Source organism: Vibrio sp. MMG023 (assembly GCF_021654215.1).
Taxonomy (GTDB): Bacteria; Pseudomonadota; Gammaproteobacteria; order Enterobacterales; family Vibrionaceae; genus Vibrio; species Vibrio jasicida.
The window spans coordinates 537657-558330 of the sequence record NZ_JAKFZP010000001.1 but is presented as its reverse complement, the minus strand read 5'-3'; the positions used below and the strand labels follow the sequence as shown (position 1 = coordinate 558330).

The 20674-nt window shown below is 48.6% G+C and carries 3 protein-coding genes; all 3 read left to right on the top strand.

Going from position 1 to position 20674, the window contains the following annotated elements; genetic code table 11:
• Window positions 1-123 precede the first annotated feature (123 nt).
• The 3 genes from L1076_RS02375 to L1076_RS02365 all read left to right on the top strand — a co-directional run bounded on the left by L1076_RS02375 (window position 124) and on the right by L1076_RS02365 (window position 20593).
• Window positions 124-17670 (top strand): tandem-95 repeat protein, encoded by a 17547-nt coding sequence (locus L1076_RS02375; protein ID WP_237303066.1) that lies wholly within the window; start codon window positions 124-126, stop codon window positions 17668-17670.
• A gap of 447 nt (window positions 17671-18117) precedes the next feature.
• On the top strand, window positions 18118-18471 hold the full coding sequence (locus L1076_RS02370) for a hypothetical protein (RefSeq protein ID WP_005453713.1): 354 nt from the start codon (window positions 18118-18120) through the stop codon (window positions 18469-18471).
• A gap of 121 nt (window positions 18472-18592) precedes the next feature.
• Window positions 18593-20593 carry a methyl-accepting chemotaxis protein gene (locus L1076_RS02365; protein ID WP_237303065.1) on the top strand — a complete coding sequence of 667 codons (2001 nt, stop codon included), beginning with the start codon at window positions 18593-18595 and terminating at the stop codon, window positions 20591-20593.
• Window positions 20594-20674 lie beyond the last annotated feature (81 nt).

The following is a 20674-nucleotide window of genomic DNA, read 5'->3' as shown; positions in this document are numbered from 1 at the left end:
TTACCTCTTTCTGGTTAAACAACATGAGTATGAAAAAAGTTGGATAAAAAAGTTGGTTTTCCAGAATGGTGTCCTTTACTGCCTCTAAACACGATCAGTTAGCTAATGGCAACGGAGGCTGTAATGGCAGGTGACAACAACCAAAATAACCAAAACAAAGACCTAAATGACGCGGTAGAACAGACGGAAACCAATGACGCGGGTACGCCCTCCCAGCAGCAGAATCAGCAAAATCAACAAAATACGATTGCTTCGACCGTAGCGACGGGTGCTGAAAATACCGATGCAGCAGACGAAGCCAATCAGGCGATGGAAGACAACCCAAGTGGTGCCGGAGCAGAGGAAGAAGCCTCGGCGTCCGGTGGTGCGGTACAAGAAGACGCGCCAGAGAGTAGCGGTGGTTCGGATGCCGCTCAATCGAACGTGGTAGACAGCGTGGCATCAGACGGTGGGTCTGGTGAAGAAGCAGCGGGCAGCGGCGGTGCGGCTTCAGGTGCGGGTGCACAAGCTGTTGGTGGCGGTGATGCCTCTGGTTCTGAAGGTGGTTCGGACGCAGAAGGCAATGAAGCACAAGGACAAGCTGTACAAACTTCGGCTGCGCCAAGTGCCTCTTCATCCGATTCTGAAGGTTCACAAGGTGGTGACAACCTAGATTCAGAAACCACAGAAGAAACCTTTGCGGTGGACGTTCAGGACACCAGTGAAGAGACCACAACGCAAGTAGAAGATGATTTCGACTCAGAAACCACGAGCGAAACGTTCCAAATTAAAGTCGAAGGTGAAAACGATGCGCCAGAGGTAGAACAAGATCTGGCTTACATCATGGATGAAGATGGCACCATTACCTTCACTCAAGAACAATTACTCGAATACGCAAGTGATGTTGATGGCGACGACCTTGTTGCGTCTAACGTCCAAGTGGGTGCGAATGCGTCGGTTCAAGACAATGGTGACGGTACGTTCACCGTGGTTCCGGACGCTGATTTCAATGGTGAGCTCGACTTAACGTTTGATATCAGTGATGGTCAAGAAACCGTTTCAAGCTCTATTGATTTAACTGTCCGTTCAATCAATGACGCACCAGTGCCTGAAGATAAAACCTTTGAGGTGGAAGAGGACGGCACGCTGCAATTTACTGATGCGGATCTGCTTACTGGCGCAACGGATATTGAAGGCGATAACCTAACAGTTGAAGGTGTGAGCTACGACGGTGGCGACGGCATCCTGACCGACAACGGCAATGGGACTTACACTTTTGCGCCAAATGAAAACTTCAATGGTGATGTGAACTTCAGCTTTGATGTGTCCGATGGCACAGATACGGTTTCTGCCAACATTGATGTAAGCGTCACGCCTGTCGATGACGCACCAGTATCTGGCAATCTTGCTTACTCGGTGGATGAAGATGGCTCGATTCGTTTGAGCCAAGAGCAGTTGTTGTCGCAAGCTTCCGATGTGGAAGGTGATGCACTGACGGCCTCTAACCTTTCGGTAGATGGCAATGCGACGGTGACTCAAAATGACGATGGTAGTTTCACTATCACGCCAGACGCAGATTTCAATGGTGATATCGACATCAGCTTCGATATTTCAGATGGCACGAATACCGTTCAAGCAACCGCTGACCTAACCGTTAATCCAATCAACGATCTGCCGGTTCCTCAAGACCAACAATTCAGTGTGGAAGAGGACGGCACACTGCAATTTACTGATACGGATCTGCTTGCTGGCGCGACCGATATTGAAGGCGATGACCTTTCTGTAACGGGAATCAGCTATGAAGGAACCGACGGCGTTCTAACTGACAATGGCGATGGCACGTATAGCTTTGCGCCAAATGAGAACTTCAACGGCGATGTGAACTTAAGCTTCGAGGTATCTGATGGCACAGATACGGTTTCTGCGAATGTAGATGTGAGCGTTACGCTGGTGAATGATCCTCCGGTGGCTGGTTCAACGTCTTACACGGTTCACGAAGACAACTCTATTACCATTTCTGACGCGCAACTGTTGGCAAATTCTTCGGATTTAGAAGGGGATGTCTCGATTGATAGCGTGAGCTACTCTGGCAGCGATGGTGTGTTGCAAATCAATGGTGACGGTACGTACACCTTCTCTCCAAATGAAAACTTTAATGGTGAAGTGACGCTTGATGTTGTCGTCGCTGATGAAGAAGGCGCAACGGATGCCACCACTGCTGGCATTACGGTGCTGGAAGTGAACGATCCACCAGTCGCTGGACCAACTTCTTACACTATTGATGAAGATTCAGTTCTGACCTTCAGTGAGTCGCAAGTGCTGTTGAATGCCTCGGATGTGGAAGGCGATGTAGAGCTTGTTGGCATTAGTTACGATGGTCCGGATGGCATTTTCACCGTTAACGATGATGGCACGTGCAGCTTCGCGCCAAACGAGAACTTTAACGGACAAGTTCAACTTGATGTGACCATTCGAGATGAAGATGGAGCAGAAGTTGATACCGTCATTAATGTGAATGTATTGCCAATCAATGATGCGCCAGTATCGGGTGATTTGGCTTATAGCGTTGATGAAGACGGTGCGATTACACTCAGCCAAGAGCAGCTTCTTTCTCAAGCGTCTGATATTGAGGGCGATGACCTGACTGCTAGCGATTTGACGGTGGATGGAAACGCAACCGTTACAGCGAACGATGATGGCAGCTTCACGATTACACCAGATGCGGACTTTAATGGTGACATTGATATCCAATTCAACATTACGGACGGCACAGACACTATCCAAGCAACGGCGGATCTAACGGTTAATCCGGTTAACGATCTTCCTGTTCCTCAAGACCAGCAGTTCAGTGTTGAAGAAGATGGCACGCTTCAGTTTACCGATGCAGACTTGCTTGCTGGCGCGACCGATATCGATGGCGACAACTTAACGGTTGATGGCATTAGCTACACAGGCAGCGATGGTGTGCTGACTGACCATGGTGATGGTACCTACACCTTTGCACCAAATGAAAGCTTCAACGGTGATGTCAGCTTTAGCTTTGGTGTTTCTGACGGCACTGAGACCGTACCTGCAAATGTGGACGTGAGCGTCACTCCAGTGAACGATCCTCCGGTTGCGGGTTCTACGTCTTACACGGTTGATGAAGATAATGCGATTACCATTTCCGACGAGCAGCTTCTGGCTAACTCTTCGGATGTGGAAGGCGCAGTGTCCATCGATAGCGTGACCTATTCAGGCACTGATGGCGTATTCCAAGACAACGGTGACGGCACTTATACCTTCATGCCGAATGAGAACTTCAGCGGTGATATCAGCCTTGATGTGATTGTGGCGGATGAGCAAGGTGCGATTGACGAAACGACCGCAGGCATTACGGTCATTGAAGTGAATGACCCTCCAGTTGCCGGTCCAACGTCTTACACGGTTGATGAAGATTCAGTACTGACATTCAGTGAGTCACAAATTCTTGCCAACGCATCTGATATCGAGGGCGATGTAGAGCTTGTTGGCATCAGCTATGAAGGCTCGGATGGTATCTTTACCGTCAATGGTGATGGTACTTGCAGCTTTGCACCAAACGAGAACTTCAATGGTCAAGTTCAGTTGGATGTGACCATTCAAGATGAGAATGGGGCTACCGTTGATACGCACATCAATGTCGACGTATTGCCAATCAACGATCCACCAGTATCGGGTGATTTGGCTTACACCATCAACGAAGACAGCTCAATCACGCTAAGCCAAGAGCAGCTGCTTGCCAAAGCGGGCGATATTGATAGCGAGAACCTTGAAGCCATCAATCTATCGACAGATGACAACGCGACAATTCAATACAACGATGATGGCAGTTACACCATCACACCGGATGAAAACTACAACGGCGACCTAGATCTGACCTTCGATATCATTGATAACGATGGTGGCTCGGTACAAGTTGGTCTGGATATTACGGTTAATCCTGTGAATGACTTGCCACAAGCGCAAGATCAACAGTTCACGGTAGAAGAAGATGGCACCTTGCTGTTCACGGATGCAGACCTATTGGAAGGCGCATCGGATATTGATGGCGATGATCTGTCTATCGAAAACGTTCTCTACACAGGTGCGGATGGTGTACTTACCGACAATGGTGATGGCACTTACAGCTTCGCGCCGAATGAGAACTTCAACGGTGATGTTCAGTTCACATTCGATGTGTCTGACGGCACAGGTTCAACACCAGCATTCATTGATGTCAGCGTGACACCAGTGAACGATCCACCGGTGGCAGGTGCTACGTCTTACACGGTTCAAGAAGATGGTCAAATCACCATTAGTGACGAGCAGTTGTTAGCCAACTCTTCTGATGTGGAAGGCGATGTAGCCTTGGCGAATGTTAGCTACTCTGGTAACGACGGCAGCTTCGTGGACAACGGCGACGGCACATATACTTTCACACCAAATGAGAACTTTGACGGTAACATTTCGCTCGACGTTACGGTCATCGACCAAGATGGTGCAACGGATACGACAACCGCAGGCATCGATGTTATCGCGGTGAACGACGCACCAGAAACGTCAGGCATTCAAGCGGAGGTGGATGAAGATAACGCCATCACCATTACACAAGAACAGTTGCTTGCGAATGCGACAGACATTGAAGGTGATCACCTTGTTGCTAGCAATCTACAAACCAATGACCCAGATGCGACGATCGTAGCCAATGATGATGGTTCATTCACCATTACGCATACGGAAAACTTTAACGGTGAGTTGGACTTCACTTACAACATCAGCGATGGCGAAAATGATGTTCTGACCACGTTGGATCTGACCGTTAATCCTGTCAACGATGCGCCAGAAGCGGGCGACGAGATCTTTATTCAAGCGGAAGAAGACCAAACAGTGGGTGTTTCTCTGCGTGAAGAGCCTGCTTTACGTCTCGACCAAGCCCCTGAAAACGGCATCATTGAAGCGAATCTAAATGACGAATGGGTACAGCTAGAAATCGGGCAGGAGGTGCCTGCAGACACGGAAGTGCGCTTCATTCCAAATGATGAGGCATTAGCCAACGGTACACATACGACACAAATCGGTACGTTTGATGACAACGCGAGTGTGGATGATTGGGGGGATGAAGTTGACCCTTATACGCGTCAATTCACTGATGGTGATTTGACGGTTACCGTTCAGAGTAACGACGACCCTCTTGGTGCTTGGAATGGTAACACGCACATTGGGCATGGTATTGGCGATACTGACCGCCAAGGTTTGAGTGGCGATGAAAAACTGACTGTAACCGTTGAAGGTCAAGACATCAACGAAATCAGCTTCCACCTAGATGGTCTAGGCGGCTGGTTTATGGAAGAGTCTCGCCACTTTACGGAAGTCGAAATTCGCGCATTCAACTCCGATGGTGACTTGATCGACTCGATGACTTACCACAAAGAAGATCGTGGTAGCTATGAGACGGATTACACCCTAACGGTGAACGAGCCTGTATCTTACTTTGAGCTAGGAACGATTCAAGGTAACGGTACTTACGTGGTTCAAAACATGACGGTATCGCAAACTTGTCATGATGAAGCGGTGTTCACATCTATTGGCGTGGACGGCACGGAAATCACTGAAACGGTCGAACTGAATATCCGTGAAGGTGACAGTGAAATCGAACTGACTGCTGATCTACCAAATGTGACCATTGATACCGAAGGTTCTACGCAGTTTGCCTCTGTGGTTATCACAGAAGAACAGCTTTTAGCACAAGCGAGTGATATCGATAGCGATGTTCTTGATATTCAAAACCTAGAGCTGGTGGGGGATAACGCGGAGCACGCTACGTTAACCGACAACGGCGATGGTACATGGACAGTCACACCAGATGAGAACTTCTACGGTGAGATTGAGCTTGGCTACCAAGTTACAGATGGTGAACTCACTGACGACAACATCATCAACATCAACTTCGAAGCAGTAAACGATGCGCCAATCGTTTCTGGTCCGATTGTGTTGTCGACGGATGAGGATGTGGGCATTACGTTTAGCGCGGACGATCTGCTTGCCAATGCAAGTGATGTGGAAGGCGATGCGCTGTCTATCTCTGATATCTCTTACAGCGGTGATAACGGTGAGCTTGTCGATAATGGCGACGGCACTTACACCTTTATGCCGAATGAAAACTTCAATGGTGAAGTCGATATCGATTACAAAGTCTTCGATGGCACAGATGAAGTCGATACTCATCTAGATCTGTCCGTTATTCCGGTCAACGATGTGCCAGTTCCTGGTGCACCGCTGCATACTCAAATGCTAGAAAACGGCACCATCATCATCGAAGCAAAAGACCTGTTATCAGGTGCGACCGATGTGGATGGCGACATTCTGCATATCGAGAATCTACTGCTTGTTGACCAGTCACAAGGTACGTTGACAGACAACGGCGACAACACCTTTACCTTCGAGCCAACTTCGAACTTCTACGGTGAAGTGAACCTAACCTTCGACATCAGCGATGGTCAAGCAAGTGCACCAAGTACCGCCTCAATTGATGTCGAGATCGTCAATGAAGCACCGGAAGTCAGCGGTCCTATTGATGCAGTCGTGGACGAAGATGGCTCGATTACCATCACTCAAGAAGACTTGTTAGCGAACGCGACGGACGTGGATGGTGACAATCTTGAAGCGGTGAACCTGTCGACCAACGATCCTAATGCAACCATCGTTGAGAACGCTGATGGTAGCTTCACGATTACACCGAGCGAAAACTTCTTTGGTGAAATCGAATTTACTTATGACGTAACTGATGCGATTGAAACCGTCGCTGCGGATCTAAACCTCACCGTTAACCCAGTGAACGACCTGCCAGATGTGCCTGATTTGTCCTTCACCACAGAAGACGGCGAAGCCATCACGATTACTGAAGCAGAGTTGCTGGCTCAAGCGACGGACATCGAAGGCGATGACTTATCTGTTGTGAACGTGACGAGCTTGAGCGATACGGTTCAAGTAACAGACAATGGCGATGGCACTTACACGTTAACGCCAGAGCAGGGGTTCTTTGGTAATGTTGACCTCACGTTTGATGTGAGCGATGGCACCGATGTGGTGGCGGCAAACATCGACTTGAAAGTTGAGTTCGTCAACGACGCACCAGAAGCTGCACCAATCGTGGCAGACGTGGACGAGGATGGATCTATCCTCGTGACACAAGAAATGCTGCTTGAAAATGCCAGCGACCAAGATGGTGATGATCTATACGCGACCGCGCTTGAGACTAACGATCCAAATGCAAGCATTGTTGATAATGGTGACGGTACCTATACCGTGACGCCATCTGAGAACTTTAATGGTGAAATTGCGTTTACCTATGAAGTGAACGACGGCGAGCTAAGCACTTCAACTGATATGACACTGACGGTTAATCCCGTCAACGATATCCCAATTGTCGCACCAGCCATGTATAGCATCGAAGAAGATGGCAGTATCCTGTTTACTCAGGGGGACTTGCTCAATGGCGCTATCGATATTGAAGGTGATGACCTAACCGTTACCAGTATTAATTATTCAGGTGATGAAGGTACGGTCACCGACAACGGTGATGGTACGTTTAGCTTCGTACCAGAAGAGCACTTCAGTGGTGACTTGCAGTTCAGCTTTACGGTTTCTGATGGTACGGATGAAGTAGAACAAGACATCAATATCCACATTGAAGCGGTTGCGGATGCCCCTGATCTTGCCATTACAGATGGTGATGGTGCTGTGATCGATGATAACGCTATTTTGGTTGATCCAGGCGGCATTGTTGAGCTGAATATTGCGGCTGCGCTCGTAGACCAAGACCTTTCTGAAACGCTGACTGTGACCGTTGATGGCGTGCCAGAAGGCTCCGTCATCAGTTACGACAACGAAGGTGTACTTAACGATCAAGATAACGGTATCACCAGTTTCAACGATACTGAAATCACGGTTACGTTTGAAGGTGAGACTGCGGGTTACCAAAACGCGGCTGGTTATTACAAAGTTGATGAAGACGGCAATATCACGGGCGTTGAAGTGGTGTACGAAAACGCTTCTCAAGTTGGCGGTGGTGGTGACCTCGTTCCGGGACAAGACCAATTTAGCTTCCAAATTTCGGAAGGGGAAAGCTTCAATCTGTTCTTAATTCCAAATGGTCATGCCCACAATAACTTCGACGCTCTGCCAGATGGTCAATATGAATTCCGTGCAACGGATGGTTCGCCGGCCAATATGGATACCGTCGACCCACAACTGGTGTTTGTTGGTGTTGACGGTTCAGAAACGGTGATTCAAAGCCAGTTTGGAGATGCGATCTTCCATGGTGGTTCGAGCTCTGAGCTTAATCAAGACGGCATTGAACATACGCGTACTACGGTTAATGAAGACGGTGAGTTGGTCTATGGTTTTGAGGATCTTTACGGTGGTGGTGATGCTGATTATTCCGATTTCAACTTCACCATTGATGTTGGTGAAGTAAATAGCCAGATCTACAGTGGCGAAGTGACGGTTGGGCCTGATGGCTCTGTAACACTGCCGACCACTGCTATTGATCAAGAGTTACAGATTCAGCTTCCAGAAGACTTCAATCAACAGCTAGAGGTAAACGTAACGGCTACAGCCACTGAGTTGTCTAACGGTGATGTTGAGACGGTTTCTCAAACTATTTATATCAATGCCACAGGCGCTGTTATTGAACATGCGCCAGAAGCATTGCCAGTATCAGCACTGGTTGAAGAAGATGGTTCTATCCTTATCTCGCAAGAAGATTTACTTGCGAATGCTAGTGATCAGGATGGTGATCAACTGACAGCGCTGAATTTGGCAACAGATGACGAAAACATCACCATCACGGATAATGGCGACGGTACTTACACATTAACGCCAGATGCGGACTTTAATGGTGATATTACCTTTACGTTCGATGTGTCTGATGGTGATGATGTTGTCTCAACCAACTTAGAGCTAACGGTTTCGCCTGTCAATGATGCACCAGAACCACAAGATCAAGCGTTTACTGTTGGCGAAGATGGTGTACTGACCTTTACCGATGCAGACCTGCTAACAGGTGCTACCGATATTGAAGGGGATGATCTATCTGTTGAGGGCGTCACTTACACAGGCGCGGACGGTGTCCTAACTGACAATGGTGATGGCACGTATAGCTTCGCTCCAAACGAGAACTTCAATGGCGATGTGAACTTCACTTTCGATGTTTCCGATGGCACGGACACTGTGACCGCAAATATCGATGTGAGCGTGACGCCAGAGAACGACCCACCAGTTGCAGGTAGCACGGCTTACACAGTGCATGAAGACAACTCGATCACCATTAGCAACGAACAACTATTAGCGAACTCGTCTGATATTGAAGGTGAAGTGGCGATCGACAGCGTCAGTTATAGCGGCAACGACGGTGTGTTAGAAATCAACGGTGATGGTACGTATACCTTCTCACCAAACGAGAACTTCAGCGGCGAGGTGAGCCTAGATGTTGTCGTTATCGATGAAGAAGGTGCAACGGACTCTACCACTGCTGGCATTACTGTGATTGAGGTAAATGACCCACCAATCGCAGGTCCTACCGCATACACTATCGATGAAGACCAAGTTTTAACGTTTAGTGAATCGCAAGTGCTACTGAATGCTTCGGATGTTGAAGGCGATGTTGAGCTAGTAGGCATCAGCTACGACGGTCCAGATGGTATCTTCTCAGTAAACGGCGATGGTACTTGTAGCTTTGCACCAAATGAAAACTTTAACGGCCAAGTGCAGTTGGATGTGACCATTCGTGATGAAGATGGCTCAGAGGTCAATACTTACCTCACGGTCGATGTCTTACCAATCAATGACGCCCCTGTGTCGGGCAACTTGGCTTACAGTGTCGATGAAGACAATTCAATTACGCTTAGCCAAGAACAGCTTCTTGCTCAAGCATCGGATGTAGAAGGCGACGCGCTAACCGCATCTAACCTAGTGGTTGACGGTGATGCAACAGTTACGGCAAACGACGATGGTAGCTTCACTATCACGCCAGATGCGAACTTCAATGGCGACATTGATATCACGTTCGATATCAACGACGGCAGCGACACTATTGTTGCAACGGCGGACCTAACCGTTAACCCAGTTAATGACTTGCCACAGCCGGAAGATCAAGCGTTCACCATTGGTGAAGATGGCGTCTTGCTGTTCACTGATGAGGACCTGCTTGATGGCGCAACGGATATCGATGGCGATAATCTATCGGTTGAAGGTGTCACTTACACAGGCGCGGACGGTGTCCTAACCGACAATGGTGATGGTACGTATAGCTTCGCTCCAAACGAAAACTTCAATGGCGACGTGAACTTCACCTTCGATGTTTCTGATGGCACGGATACCGTGACCGCGAATATCGATGTGACAGTCACGCCAGAGAACGATCCACCAGTGGCAGGCAGCACGTCTTACACAGTGCATGAAGACAACTCGATCACCATCAGTGATGAGCAACTACTGGCTAACTCGTCTGATATCGAAGGTGATGTTGCGATCAGCAGCGTGAGCTACAGCGGTAACGACGGTGTGCTAGAAATTAATGGCGATGGTACTTACACCTTCTCACCAAACGAAAACTTCAATGGCGATGTTAGCCTAGATGTTGTCGTGGTTGACGAGGACGGCGCGGTTGATACAACAACAGCGGGTATTACCGTTCTTGAGGTGAACGATCCACCAATCGCAGGAACAACCAGTTACACCATTGATGAAGATGAAGTCATCACCATCAGTGCAGAACAGTTGTTGGCGAACTCCTCCGATATTGAAGGTGAGGTAGCACTAGATAGCGTGAGCTACAGTGGCAGTGAAGGTATCTTTACCGACAATGGTGATGGTACGTTCAGCTTTGCACCAAACCAAAACTTCAATGGTGAAGTGAATCTTGATGTTGTGGTCGTGGACGAAGATGGTGCGACCGCTTCGACGACGGCAAACATTGATGTTCTGCCAATCAATGATGCTCCAGTATCGGGTGACTTGGCTTACAGTGTCGACGAAGACAACTCAATCACGCTAAGCCAAGAACAATTGTTGGCTCAAGCAACGGATGTAGAAGGTGATGCGCTAACCGCTTCTAACCTAATGGTTGACGGTGATGCAACGGTTACGGCTAATGACGATGGTAGCTTTACCATTACGCCTGATGCGAACTTCAATGGTGACATTGATATCACGTTCGACATCAACGACGGCAGCGATACTATCGTTGCAACAGCTGACCTGACGGTTAATCCAGTTAACGACCTACCACAGCCAGAAGATCAAACGTTCACCATTGGTGAAGATGGCGTCTTGTTGTTCACTGATGAAGATCTGCTTGATGGCGCAACGGATATCGATGGCGATGACCTATCGGTTGAAGGCGTGAGCTACACAGGTGCTGATGGTGTCCTAACCGACAACGGTGATGGCACTTACAGCTTCGCTCCAAACGAAAACTTCAATGGCGACGTGAACTTTACCTTCGATGTTTCCGATGGCACGGACACCGTGACCGCGAATATCGATGTGAGTGTGACGCCAGAGAACGATCCACCGGTGGCAGGCAGCACGTCTTACACGGTGCATGAAGATAACTCGATCACCATCAGCGATGAGCAATTGCTAGCGAACTCGTCAGATATTGAAGGCGATGTTTCGGTTGATAGCGTGAGCTACAGTGGCGCAGATGGCGTGTTCCAAGACAATGGCGATGGTACTTACACATTCTCGCCAAACGAGAACTTCAATGGTGAAGTCAGCCTAGATGTTGTTGTGGTAGACGAAGACGGTGCGACGGATTCAACCACCGCAGGTATTACGGTACTTGAGGTGAACGATCCACCAATTGCAGGCGCGACCAGCTACTCAGTCAACGAAGACGAAGTCATCACCATTAGCTCTGAGCAGCTATTGGCGAACGCTTCTGATGTTGAAGGTGAGGTGGCGATTGATAGCGTCAGCTACAGCGGTTCCGACGGTATCTTTACCGATAACGGCGACGGTACATTCAGCTTCGCACCAAACGAAAACTTCAACGGTGATGTCAGCCTTGATGTGGTTGTCACTGATGAAGATGGCGCAACGGTAGCAACCAATGCAAACATCGATGTTCTTCCAGTCAATGATGCTCCAGTATCAGGTGATTTGGCTTACAGCGTGGATGAAGATGGTTCTATCACACTGAGCCAAGAGCAGCTTCTTGCTCAAGCGGGCGACGTGGATGGCGATGATCTAAACGCATCCAACCTGACTGTTGACGGCAATGCGACCGTTGTTGCGAACGATGATGGTAGCTTCACTATCACGCCGGATGCAGACTTCAATGGCGACATTGATCTGAGCTTCGACATTACGGACGGCGATGCAACCATTCAAGCGACTGCCGATCTGACCGTGAACCCAGTGAACGACCTGCCAACGGTTGGTCAGCCACAGTTTGTTACGCAAGAAGACACCAGCTTCACCTTCACCGAAGAGCAACTGCTGCAAAATGCAGGTGATATCGATGGTGATAACCTAACGGTTGAAAACGTTGCTTCTGACAGCGGTACTTTGGTTGATAACGGTGACGGCACGTACACCTTCGCACCGAATGAAAACTTCGATGGCAACGTGAACGTGACGTTTGATGTCAACGATGGCACCGCAACCGTACCAGCAGAAGTGAACATCGATGTTCAATCTGTGGTCGATATGCCAGAGCTGTCGATTGCTTCAGACTTGGTGATTGCCTCTGATAACTTCGAGTCTGGCTCGAACGGTTGGAACGCGAACACTGAGAGCTCACAAGGGTTCGAAACGGGCGATATGTTGGGTCGTATTGGTGGCACTGGCGGTGATGAAGCGGTCAGCAAAACCTACGATATCCCAAGCGATGTTAATGAAGTGAATATCTCGTTTAGCTTCTACGAAATCGATTCATGGGATGGCGAGTCGTTCCAAATCTTTGTCGGTGGAGAACAGCTAACGACGTTAGAGAACTCAGCGTTCCGTACTCAAGATGGTACGACAACGCTTTACGACTCTAACGGTAACGAAGTAGGTGAAGTTGTCCACGGCTCTTCACAAGGCGAAGGCTTCAGTGGTTGGAACGACCAAGCTCACCAAATCAATCTGACGGTTCCTGTCGAGAATGGTGAACTACAACTCGGCTTCGGTTCAACCTTGAATCAAGACGTTTGGGATGAATCGTTTGGTATCGACAACATCGAAATCACGGTAGCGGACGCGGATTACCAAATCATTGGTACCGAAGATACGCCAGTGCCGCTTGATATCGATGCTGCGTTAACCGATACCGATGGTTCAGAAAACCTCGCTATCTTGATTGAAGATGTGCCAGAAGGCAGCGCACTATCAGCAGGTGTTGATAACGGCGACGGCACTTGGTCACTACAACCTGGCGAGCTAGAAGGGCTAGAGTTTATTCCTTCTGCGGACTTCAATGGCGATGTGACGTTAACCGTGAACGCAACCTCTACAGATGTGGATAGCGGAACCACGGCGACAGCGACGCAAGATGTGACAATTCATATCTCGCCAACCAATGATGCACCAGAAGTTACGGGTGATATCACGGCGGTCACTGCCGAAGACAACAGCATCACGTTGACTCAAGAGCAGTTACTTGAGCATGCCGTTGATATCGATGGTGATGATCTAAGCGCAATCAACCTGAGCACCAATGATGAAAATGCAACGGTTGAAATGAACGAAGATGGCAGCTTCACCATTACTCCGAGCGAGAACTTCTACGGCGACATTGAGTTTAGTTACGATGTCACGGATGGCGAAGAAGTGGTTGCGGCTGGTCTCGACTTAACAGTAACACCAGTCAATGATGCGCCAGAGCCACAAGATCAAGCTTTCACCGTGGGTGAGGACGGTCTTCTTACCTTCACAGACGCAGACTTGTTAACAGGCGCGACGGATGTAGAAGGTGACAACCTAACCGTTGAAGGTGTGACTTACACTGGCACGGACGGTGTCCTAACCGACAATGGCGATGGCACGTACAGCTTCGCGCCGAACGAGAACTTCAATGGCGATGTGAACTTCACGTTCGATGTGTCAGACGGTACGGATACGACCTCTGCCAACATTGATGTGAGTGTGACGCCAGAGAACGATCCTCCGGTTGCGGGCAGCACGTCTTACACCGTACATGAAGACAACTCGATCACCATCAGTGACGAGCAACTACTGGCTAATTCGTCGGATATTGAAGGCGACGTAGACATCAGTAGTGTGACTTACAGTGGCAACGATGGCGTCTTCCAAGACAATGGCGATGGTACGTACACCTTCTCTCCAAACGAGAACTTCAATGGCGAGGTCAGCCTAGACGTTGTAGTTGTCGATGAAGAGGGTGCGACAGACTCAACCACTGCGGGTATTACCGTTCTTGAGGTGAACGATCCACCAATCGCAGGTGCGACAAGTTACTCTGTCAATGAAGATGAAGTCATTATCTTCACGGAAGAGCAACTGCTAGCGCAGTCAAGCGATGTGGAAGGTGACGTGAGCCTAGAAAGCGTCTCTTACAGTGGTAGCGACGGCATTCTAACGGCGAATGACGATGGCACTTACAGTTTCGCACCAAATGAAAACTTCAACGGTGGCGTAAGCTTAGACGTAGTCGTCGCTGATGAAGACGGTGCAACTGCGACAACCAACGCGAACATTGATGTATTGCCAGTCAACGATGCTCCGGTATCTGGCGACTTGGCTTACAGCGTCGATGAAGACGGTTCAATCACATTGAGTCAAGAGCAGTTACTGGCTCAAGCGGGTGACGTAGACAGCGATAATCTAGAAGCAGTGAACTTAACCGCGGTTGCCAATGCAACCGTTGTTGAGAACCAAGATGGTAGCTTTACGATTACGCCTGATGCGAACTTCAATGGCGATATCGACCTAAGCTTCGACTTGATTGATAACGATGGTGCGAGCGTGGAAGTGGGCGTCGACCTAACGGTGAACCCAATTAACGATGCGCCGCAATCAACGCCAGTGAATATTGCTGGCACCGAAGATACCACCATTCTTATCACGCAGGACATGTTGCTTGCTAACGCGACAGACATCGACAACACCTACGACGAACTGTCTGCTGTCGACTTAGTGATTGATGAGCAATACGGTGACTTGCTAGACAACGGTGATGGTACTTGGTCATTCACTCCGGCTGAGAACTTCAACGGCGATGTGCCAATGTCGTTCGGCGTCAGCGATGGTGATTTAGTTACGCCGGTTGAAGGCAATCTAAACATCGAAGCGGTTAACGATGCACCAGAAGCTCCAACCATCCAGATGCAAGGCGAAGAAGATGTGGTCATGGTGATTGACCCAGCTTACATCGCTGATCAAGTTACGGATCTTGATGGTGACGAAATCAGCGTAGAAAGCATCACGGTTCGTGCTCCTGCAAACGCGACATTAACTCAGCAGCCAGATGGTATGTACCACTTGGTAACCACTCAAGACTTCAATGGTTTGGTGGAACTGGGCTACACCGCGACGGATGGTGAAGAAGTGGTTGAAGGCTCGTTGAATGTGGATGTCATTCCAGTCAACGATGCTCCATTCAATGTGGGTAATGCCTTTATGGCAACCGACGAGGATGGCGCATTCACCTTCGACGCTGGCGACCTGATGAACTTGTTCGGCGATATCGACACTGAAAACCTAGTCGTATCACGCATTATCACCGCAGAAGGTGAAGATGGTGGTGAGGTAACAGACAACGGTGACGGTACTTGGACATTCACACCGACTGGCGATTTTGCAGGGGTTTCTGACTTACAAGTTGTGGTAAGTGACGGTGAGTTTGAAACAGTACTTGATGTGCCAGTGTTTGTTCGCCCTGTTGCGGATGGCGCAGTCATCACAACCGACCATGATGGTCCGTTAGTCTTCGGTGAGGACGAAACAGGTCACCTAGGCTTGAATGTCGGTCTAATCGACGATTCAGAAACGCTAAGTAACCTAGTGATGACTGGTTTCCCTGTTGGCTTCGAAGTTACGGATGGTGTGAACACCATTACCATTACGGAACCGGGTCAATACATCGACTTGAAAGAGTGGGATATTTCAGACCTGCAAATGACGCCTCCGGCTGACTTTAATGGCGAGTTCTTCGTAACCGTGACCGCAACCACGGTGGATTACGGTGACGAGCCAGAAGAGTTCGAAGATGGCATTGATTCAGGTGACTTCGAAACCCTAGCGGGTGAGCCAGTTATCCTAACCGCTGATGACCTAATCGGATTGGCAGAGAACGTAGATGCTGATGCGGGTGATGAAGTGAAATTCGTTCACCTAGCTGATCGCAGCCAAGGTGAGATTGTCGATAACGGTGATGGAACATGGACATTCAATCCAGCACCAGGCTTTACGGGTGAAGCGGATATCGCTTACGTGATTGATAAAGACGGTGTGCTTCATGATGAGCAAACGGGTGTGGTCGTGAAAGAAGACGCACCACAAGAGAATGCTTCTCCAGAAATCGACAGCATTTCTACCACAGAAATGGTAGCGGATGGCACCTTGTCGTTCACCAATGATGACATGCTATCGACCTTGAGCGATGCAGAAGGCGATAGCTTGAGCATTGAGTCAGTGAGCCTAATGGAAGGTCAAGGTGTGATAGAGACCGATAACCAAGGTAACTACCAATTCACACCAGCAGAAGGGTACACCGGAGATGTTCAAGTTGGCTTCATTGCAAATGACGGTGAAAACCGCATTGAGAGCTTCTTTAATGTCGACATCCAAGGTGAAGGTGAAACCACAACCAGCGAAGGCTACGCACTCGCTGATGATGGTTCACTAACACTAACGGAAGCACAGTTGATTGATGAGCTTGGCATTAGCCCTTCAGCAGAAGTGTTGGATGTCGCCGATGCAAACGATGCAGGTTTCTTCGCGAAATCAGGTGATGAAGAGTGGACATATTGGCCGAACGATGACTTCGATGGCAATTTGGCTATGGATGTTCAGGTCAACGACAACGGTGAAGTATCGACTCAGAATCTGAGCATCCAAGTTGCGGACGATTCAGCGCAAAGTGACGAGCCACAAATTCAAACTGCTCAAGCATCATCAGAGCAGCAAGTTGGCGAAGCGCAACAGCCTGAAGAGCAAGCAGCAAACGGTGCAGACAGCGAAGAGGAGAGCGCAGCTGATGTGACTGCAGCACCAGGCGATACCATTTCTATCTCGGTTCCAGATGAGGTCAGTGGTAACGAATCGGTGGATTATGCAGAAATGTCCGGTCTACCTGATGGTGCATCAGTAAGCAACGCACTGGATAATGGCGATGGCAGCTTCACATTAAGTGGCAACCTGAACCAACCAGTATCGGTTGACCTACCAGAAGGCTACGAAGGTACGAGCGAAATCCAATTCCAAGGTTACGACGAATTGGGCAGCGCAGTAGAAGGTGCGAGTGGCACAGTTGAAGTTGAAGTCGATGATCAATACACCATGCAAGGTTCTGCTCAAGATCAGCAACCAGATATGGCGGGTATGGAATCTGGCGGCAGCGACTGGACAAGTGCGGGAGGTCAAGATCAAGGTGTTGACTTCACGGATGACTCTGGCAGCTTCGACTCGGATACTCAAACGGGTACTGACCAAGGCAACGATTTCGATCAAAGCTCAATGTAACTAGTCATAGACGAGGGCAGTGTCATTGCTGCCCAAACCAAAGCCATGCAGAGTCTACTTTGCATGGCTTTTTTGTCGGATTTTTTTCTATGAGCTGTAGAAAAAACTTGGAAATTGAAAAAAGTATTCTTAGTTAGTTTATACCCAAGTAACCTCGAGATGTTAGGTTCAGCGAGAATGGCTTGGTTTGTAGACGCGGCGGCGATTTAAAGGTCTAGTGGGTCTAAATCAAGAATCGACAACAAAGTATACAAACCAAGACAGCTCGCCCTTCGGGAGCGTGTCATTGACTCGCTTCTTTATTGAATCAATGGCTGTGTCAAACAACTTGGAAAGAGCTGACTATTACGCTGCGTTGTTTTCCTTGACCCCGAATCAATGACAACGCTCTGAATCCTGCATCTTGAAGTCACTTGGGTATAAGAGTCATTTACAAGGAGGGGCGACATGTACCGTTATGTCAGTTCGCCAAAAGCGTCGAAGTACATAGTACCGCCGCCACTGCATCGTGAGTTGTCGTGTATGGATGTACCAGAGTCGGAACTTGAGATGCGTGAAATTCTGAACAATTGGTTTGCCGATGGATTGGCGCCCATCATTCAGAATGAAGACAATTACATTTCTGCTAATGAGCAACAGCGCTTTGAGCAGCTCAGCCGTACGGTGGGCGTGCTACTGCGTAACAAAGATTACTACTTTGCCACCAAGCGGATTCTCTCGTTGTGGGAGCAAGACTGCTTAGAAACCACTTACGTTAATTATCTGATTTTACGTAGTGAGCGCATACCATACTTCGAATAAGTCCCATTTCTTGGCTTGAAATAGTGGTTTACATGGTTTTCTTAGCAACTTTTGATACCTGTATTTAACATTTTTGTAAACATCGTTATATTTAAGGCTCATCGTTCTCAGGAGTTTATGGATGAACCTCACGATATCAGGGAAGTTGCAGCTCAGTTTTGTGCTGCTAGCCGTACTTTTTATGGCATCAGCGGTATTCACGTATCGCAACGTCACCACCGTAGAGCAATACGCCTCTTCATTACTTAAATCCGATTTACCGACCGTCGACACCAGCCGCGGTATCCAACAGTCCGTTCAAGCGTCGCTGTCTTCTATTCGAGCCTACATGTTGCTAGGTGGCGATGAAGAGGCGAGCGCACGTCTGAGTGAGGACGTACGCAATATCATGGCGTCAACAGACGAGTCGCTTCCAACGTTGCAGGCTTTGATCTCTGAACAGGATTTTCAAGCGATTCAAAGCCAGTGGGACGCGGTAAAAGTCTCTCTAAACAAGTTGATAGAGCTCAGCCACAGTGATGAGAACTTACCCGCGCACAACCTCTTTATTAACGAAGCGGCACCCATTGCAGAAGTAGCACTTGATCAGCTTCAAAGCTTAATCAACGAAGAGTCAGGAAACCCATTTGGTGGAGACAGAAAGCGTCTGTTTAAAGTCTACGCCGACAGCTATACCTCGCTCGCCAATGCTCTGTCTGCTTTGCGAGATTTCCTGTTGTACGGGCAGCAAGATCATCTGGACAAATACCACGACTTGATTAAGTACCACAATCAGTCCGTGGCGGAAATCGACAGTAAACTCGACAGACTGACTGATAACGACCAGTCATTGTGGTCACTGTTTAAGGAAATGCAGCAACTGTACTTTCCTTTAGCAGAGCAGGTAATTGCATTGCGTCAATCGCCAGAGTGGAACGAATCAAACTTGTTAATGGCGAATGAACTGTTGCCAGCAGCGGATGCACTAGACCAAAGCTTAGAGACGATCGTATTGGCTCAACAAAGTCGTGCTGATCAAAGTGGACAGGGTATTAATCAGTCGATCAAGAACGTACTGACCACTATGTTGATTGCAGCGGCATTAGTTTTGTTTGCCGCAGTCGCGATTTCAAAATACATGGGCAACACCATTGGTCGCCGAGTGAAAAACTTATCGGAGCGTGCAAAGACGATCGCTTCAGGAGATGTTTCTCAGCCTCCGTTAACTGTTGTTGGGAAAGATGAATTGGCAGACCTTACCGATTCGATTAACCGCATGAACCAATCGTTAGCGAGCATCGTGGCAGGGGTGAGTGAAAAAGCGCACCAAGTGGATACCAGCATGGGAGCTTTGTTAGAATCGGCGCAAGTCACCTCATCGAATGTTGAACAGCAACAGACCAGCATTGTTGAAATGGGAAGCCAATTGGATGAAATCGCTTTAGCCGCGCGTAACACCCTAGATCAAGCCAATCAATCGGTGCAGAAGCTTTCTGATTCAAAAGGCGAGATTGAACAAGGTCGTGATGCTTTAGAGCAAAACAAAGTCACCATGGAAAGCTTGCATGGCAGCATTGAAACCGCGAGCACGCAAGTGACGCAGTTAAGCAAAGAGAGCGAAGCCATTGGCCGAGTTACGGAAGTGATTGAGGGCTTGGCAGAGCAAACTAACTTACTGGCATTGAATGCCGCGATAGAAGCAGCGCGTGCAGGTGATCAAGGACGAGGCTTTGCGGTGGTGGCGGACGAAGTGCGTATGTTAGCGACTCGCACCACTCAATCGACGACAGAAATCAACGGCATCATTAATGCGATTCAACGCTCGACTAATTCGGTGGTTGAGGAGATTGAACACAGTCAATCACTGGCGGAGCAGGGCGCTGAGCACATTGAAAAAGCGGTAACTCGTTTGCTCATCACTACTGAACAAATTGGTTCTTTGAATGAACAAATGGCAGAACTTGCGGCAGCGGCAGAGCAGCAATCTCATGCGACCAATTCGATCACTGGATTGATGTCCGATATAACTCAATCAGTGGATGAGGTTTCGAATAACAGCCAACGTGCATCAGAGACATCATTGCAAGTAAAAGAGCAAGTTACTGAGCTGAATCAACAGATGGCAACTTTCAAAACGGCGTAGATAAGGTTTACGTCTGTTCATCTACTTTTGAACGTTAACCAAATAGTAAAAAAGCCCCAATCCTTTTTACACAAAAAGGGT

Coding starts and splice junctions, on each gene's coding strand:
- L1076_RS02375 (WP_237303066.1), top strand. CDS start 124: ATGGCAGGTGACAACAACCAAAATAACCAAAACAAAGACCTAAATGAC.
- L1076_RS02370 (WP_005453713.1), top strand. CDS start 18,118: ATGTACCGTTATGTCAGTTCGCCAAAAGCGTCGAAGTACATAGTACCG.
- L1076_RS02365 (WP_237303065.1), top strand. CDS start 18,593: ATGAACCTCACGATATCAGGGAAGTTGCAGCTCAGTTTTGTGCTGCTA.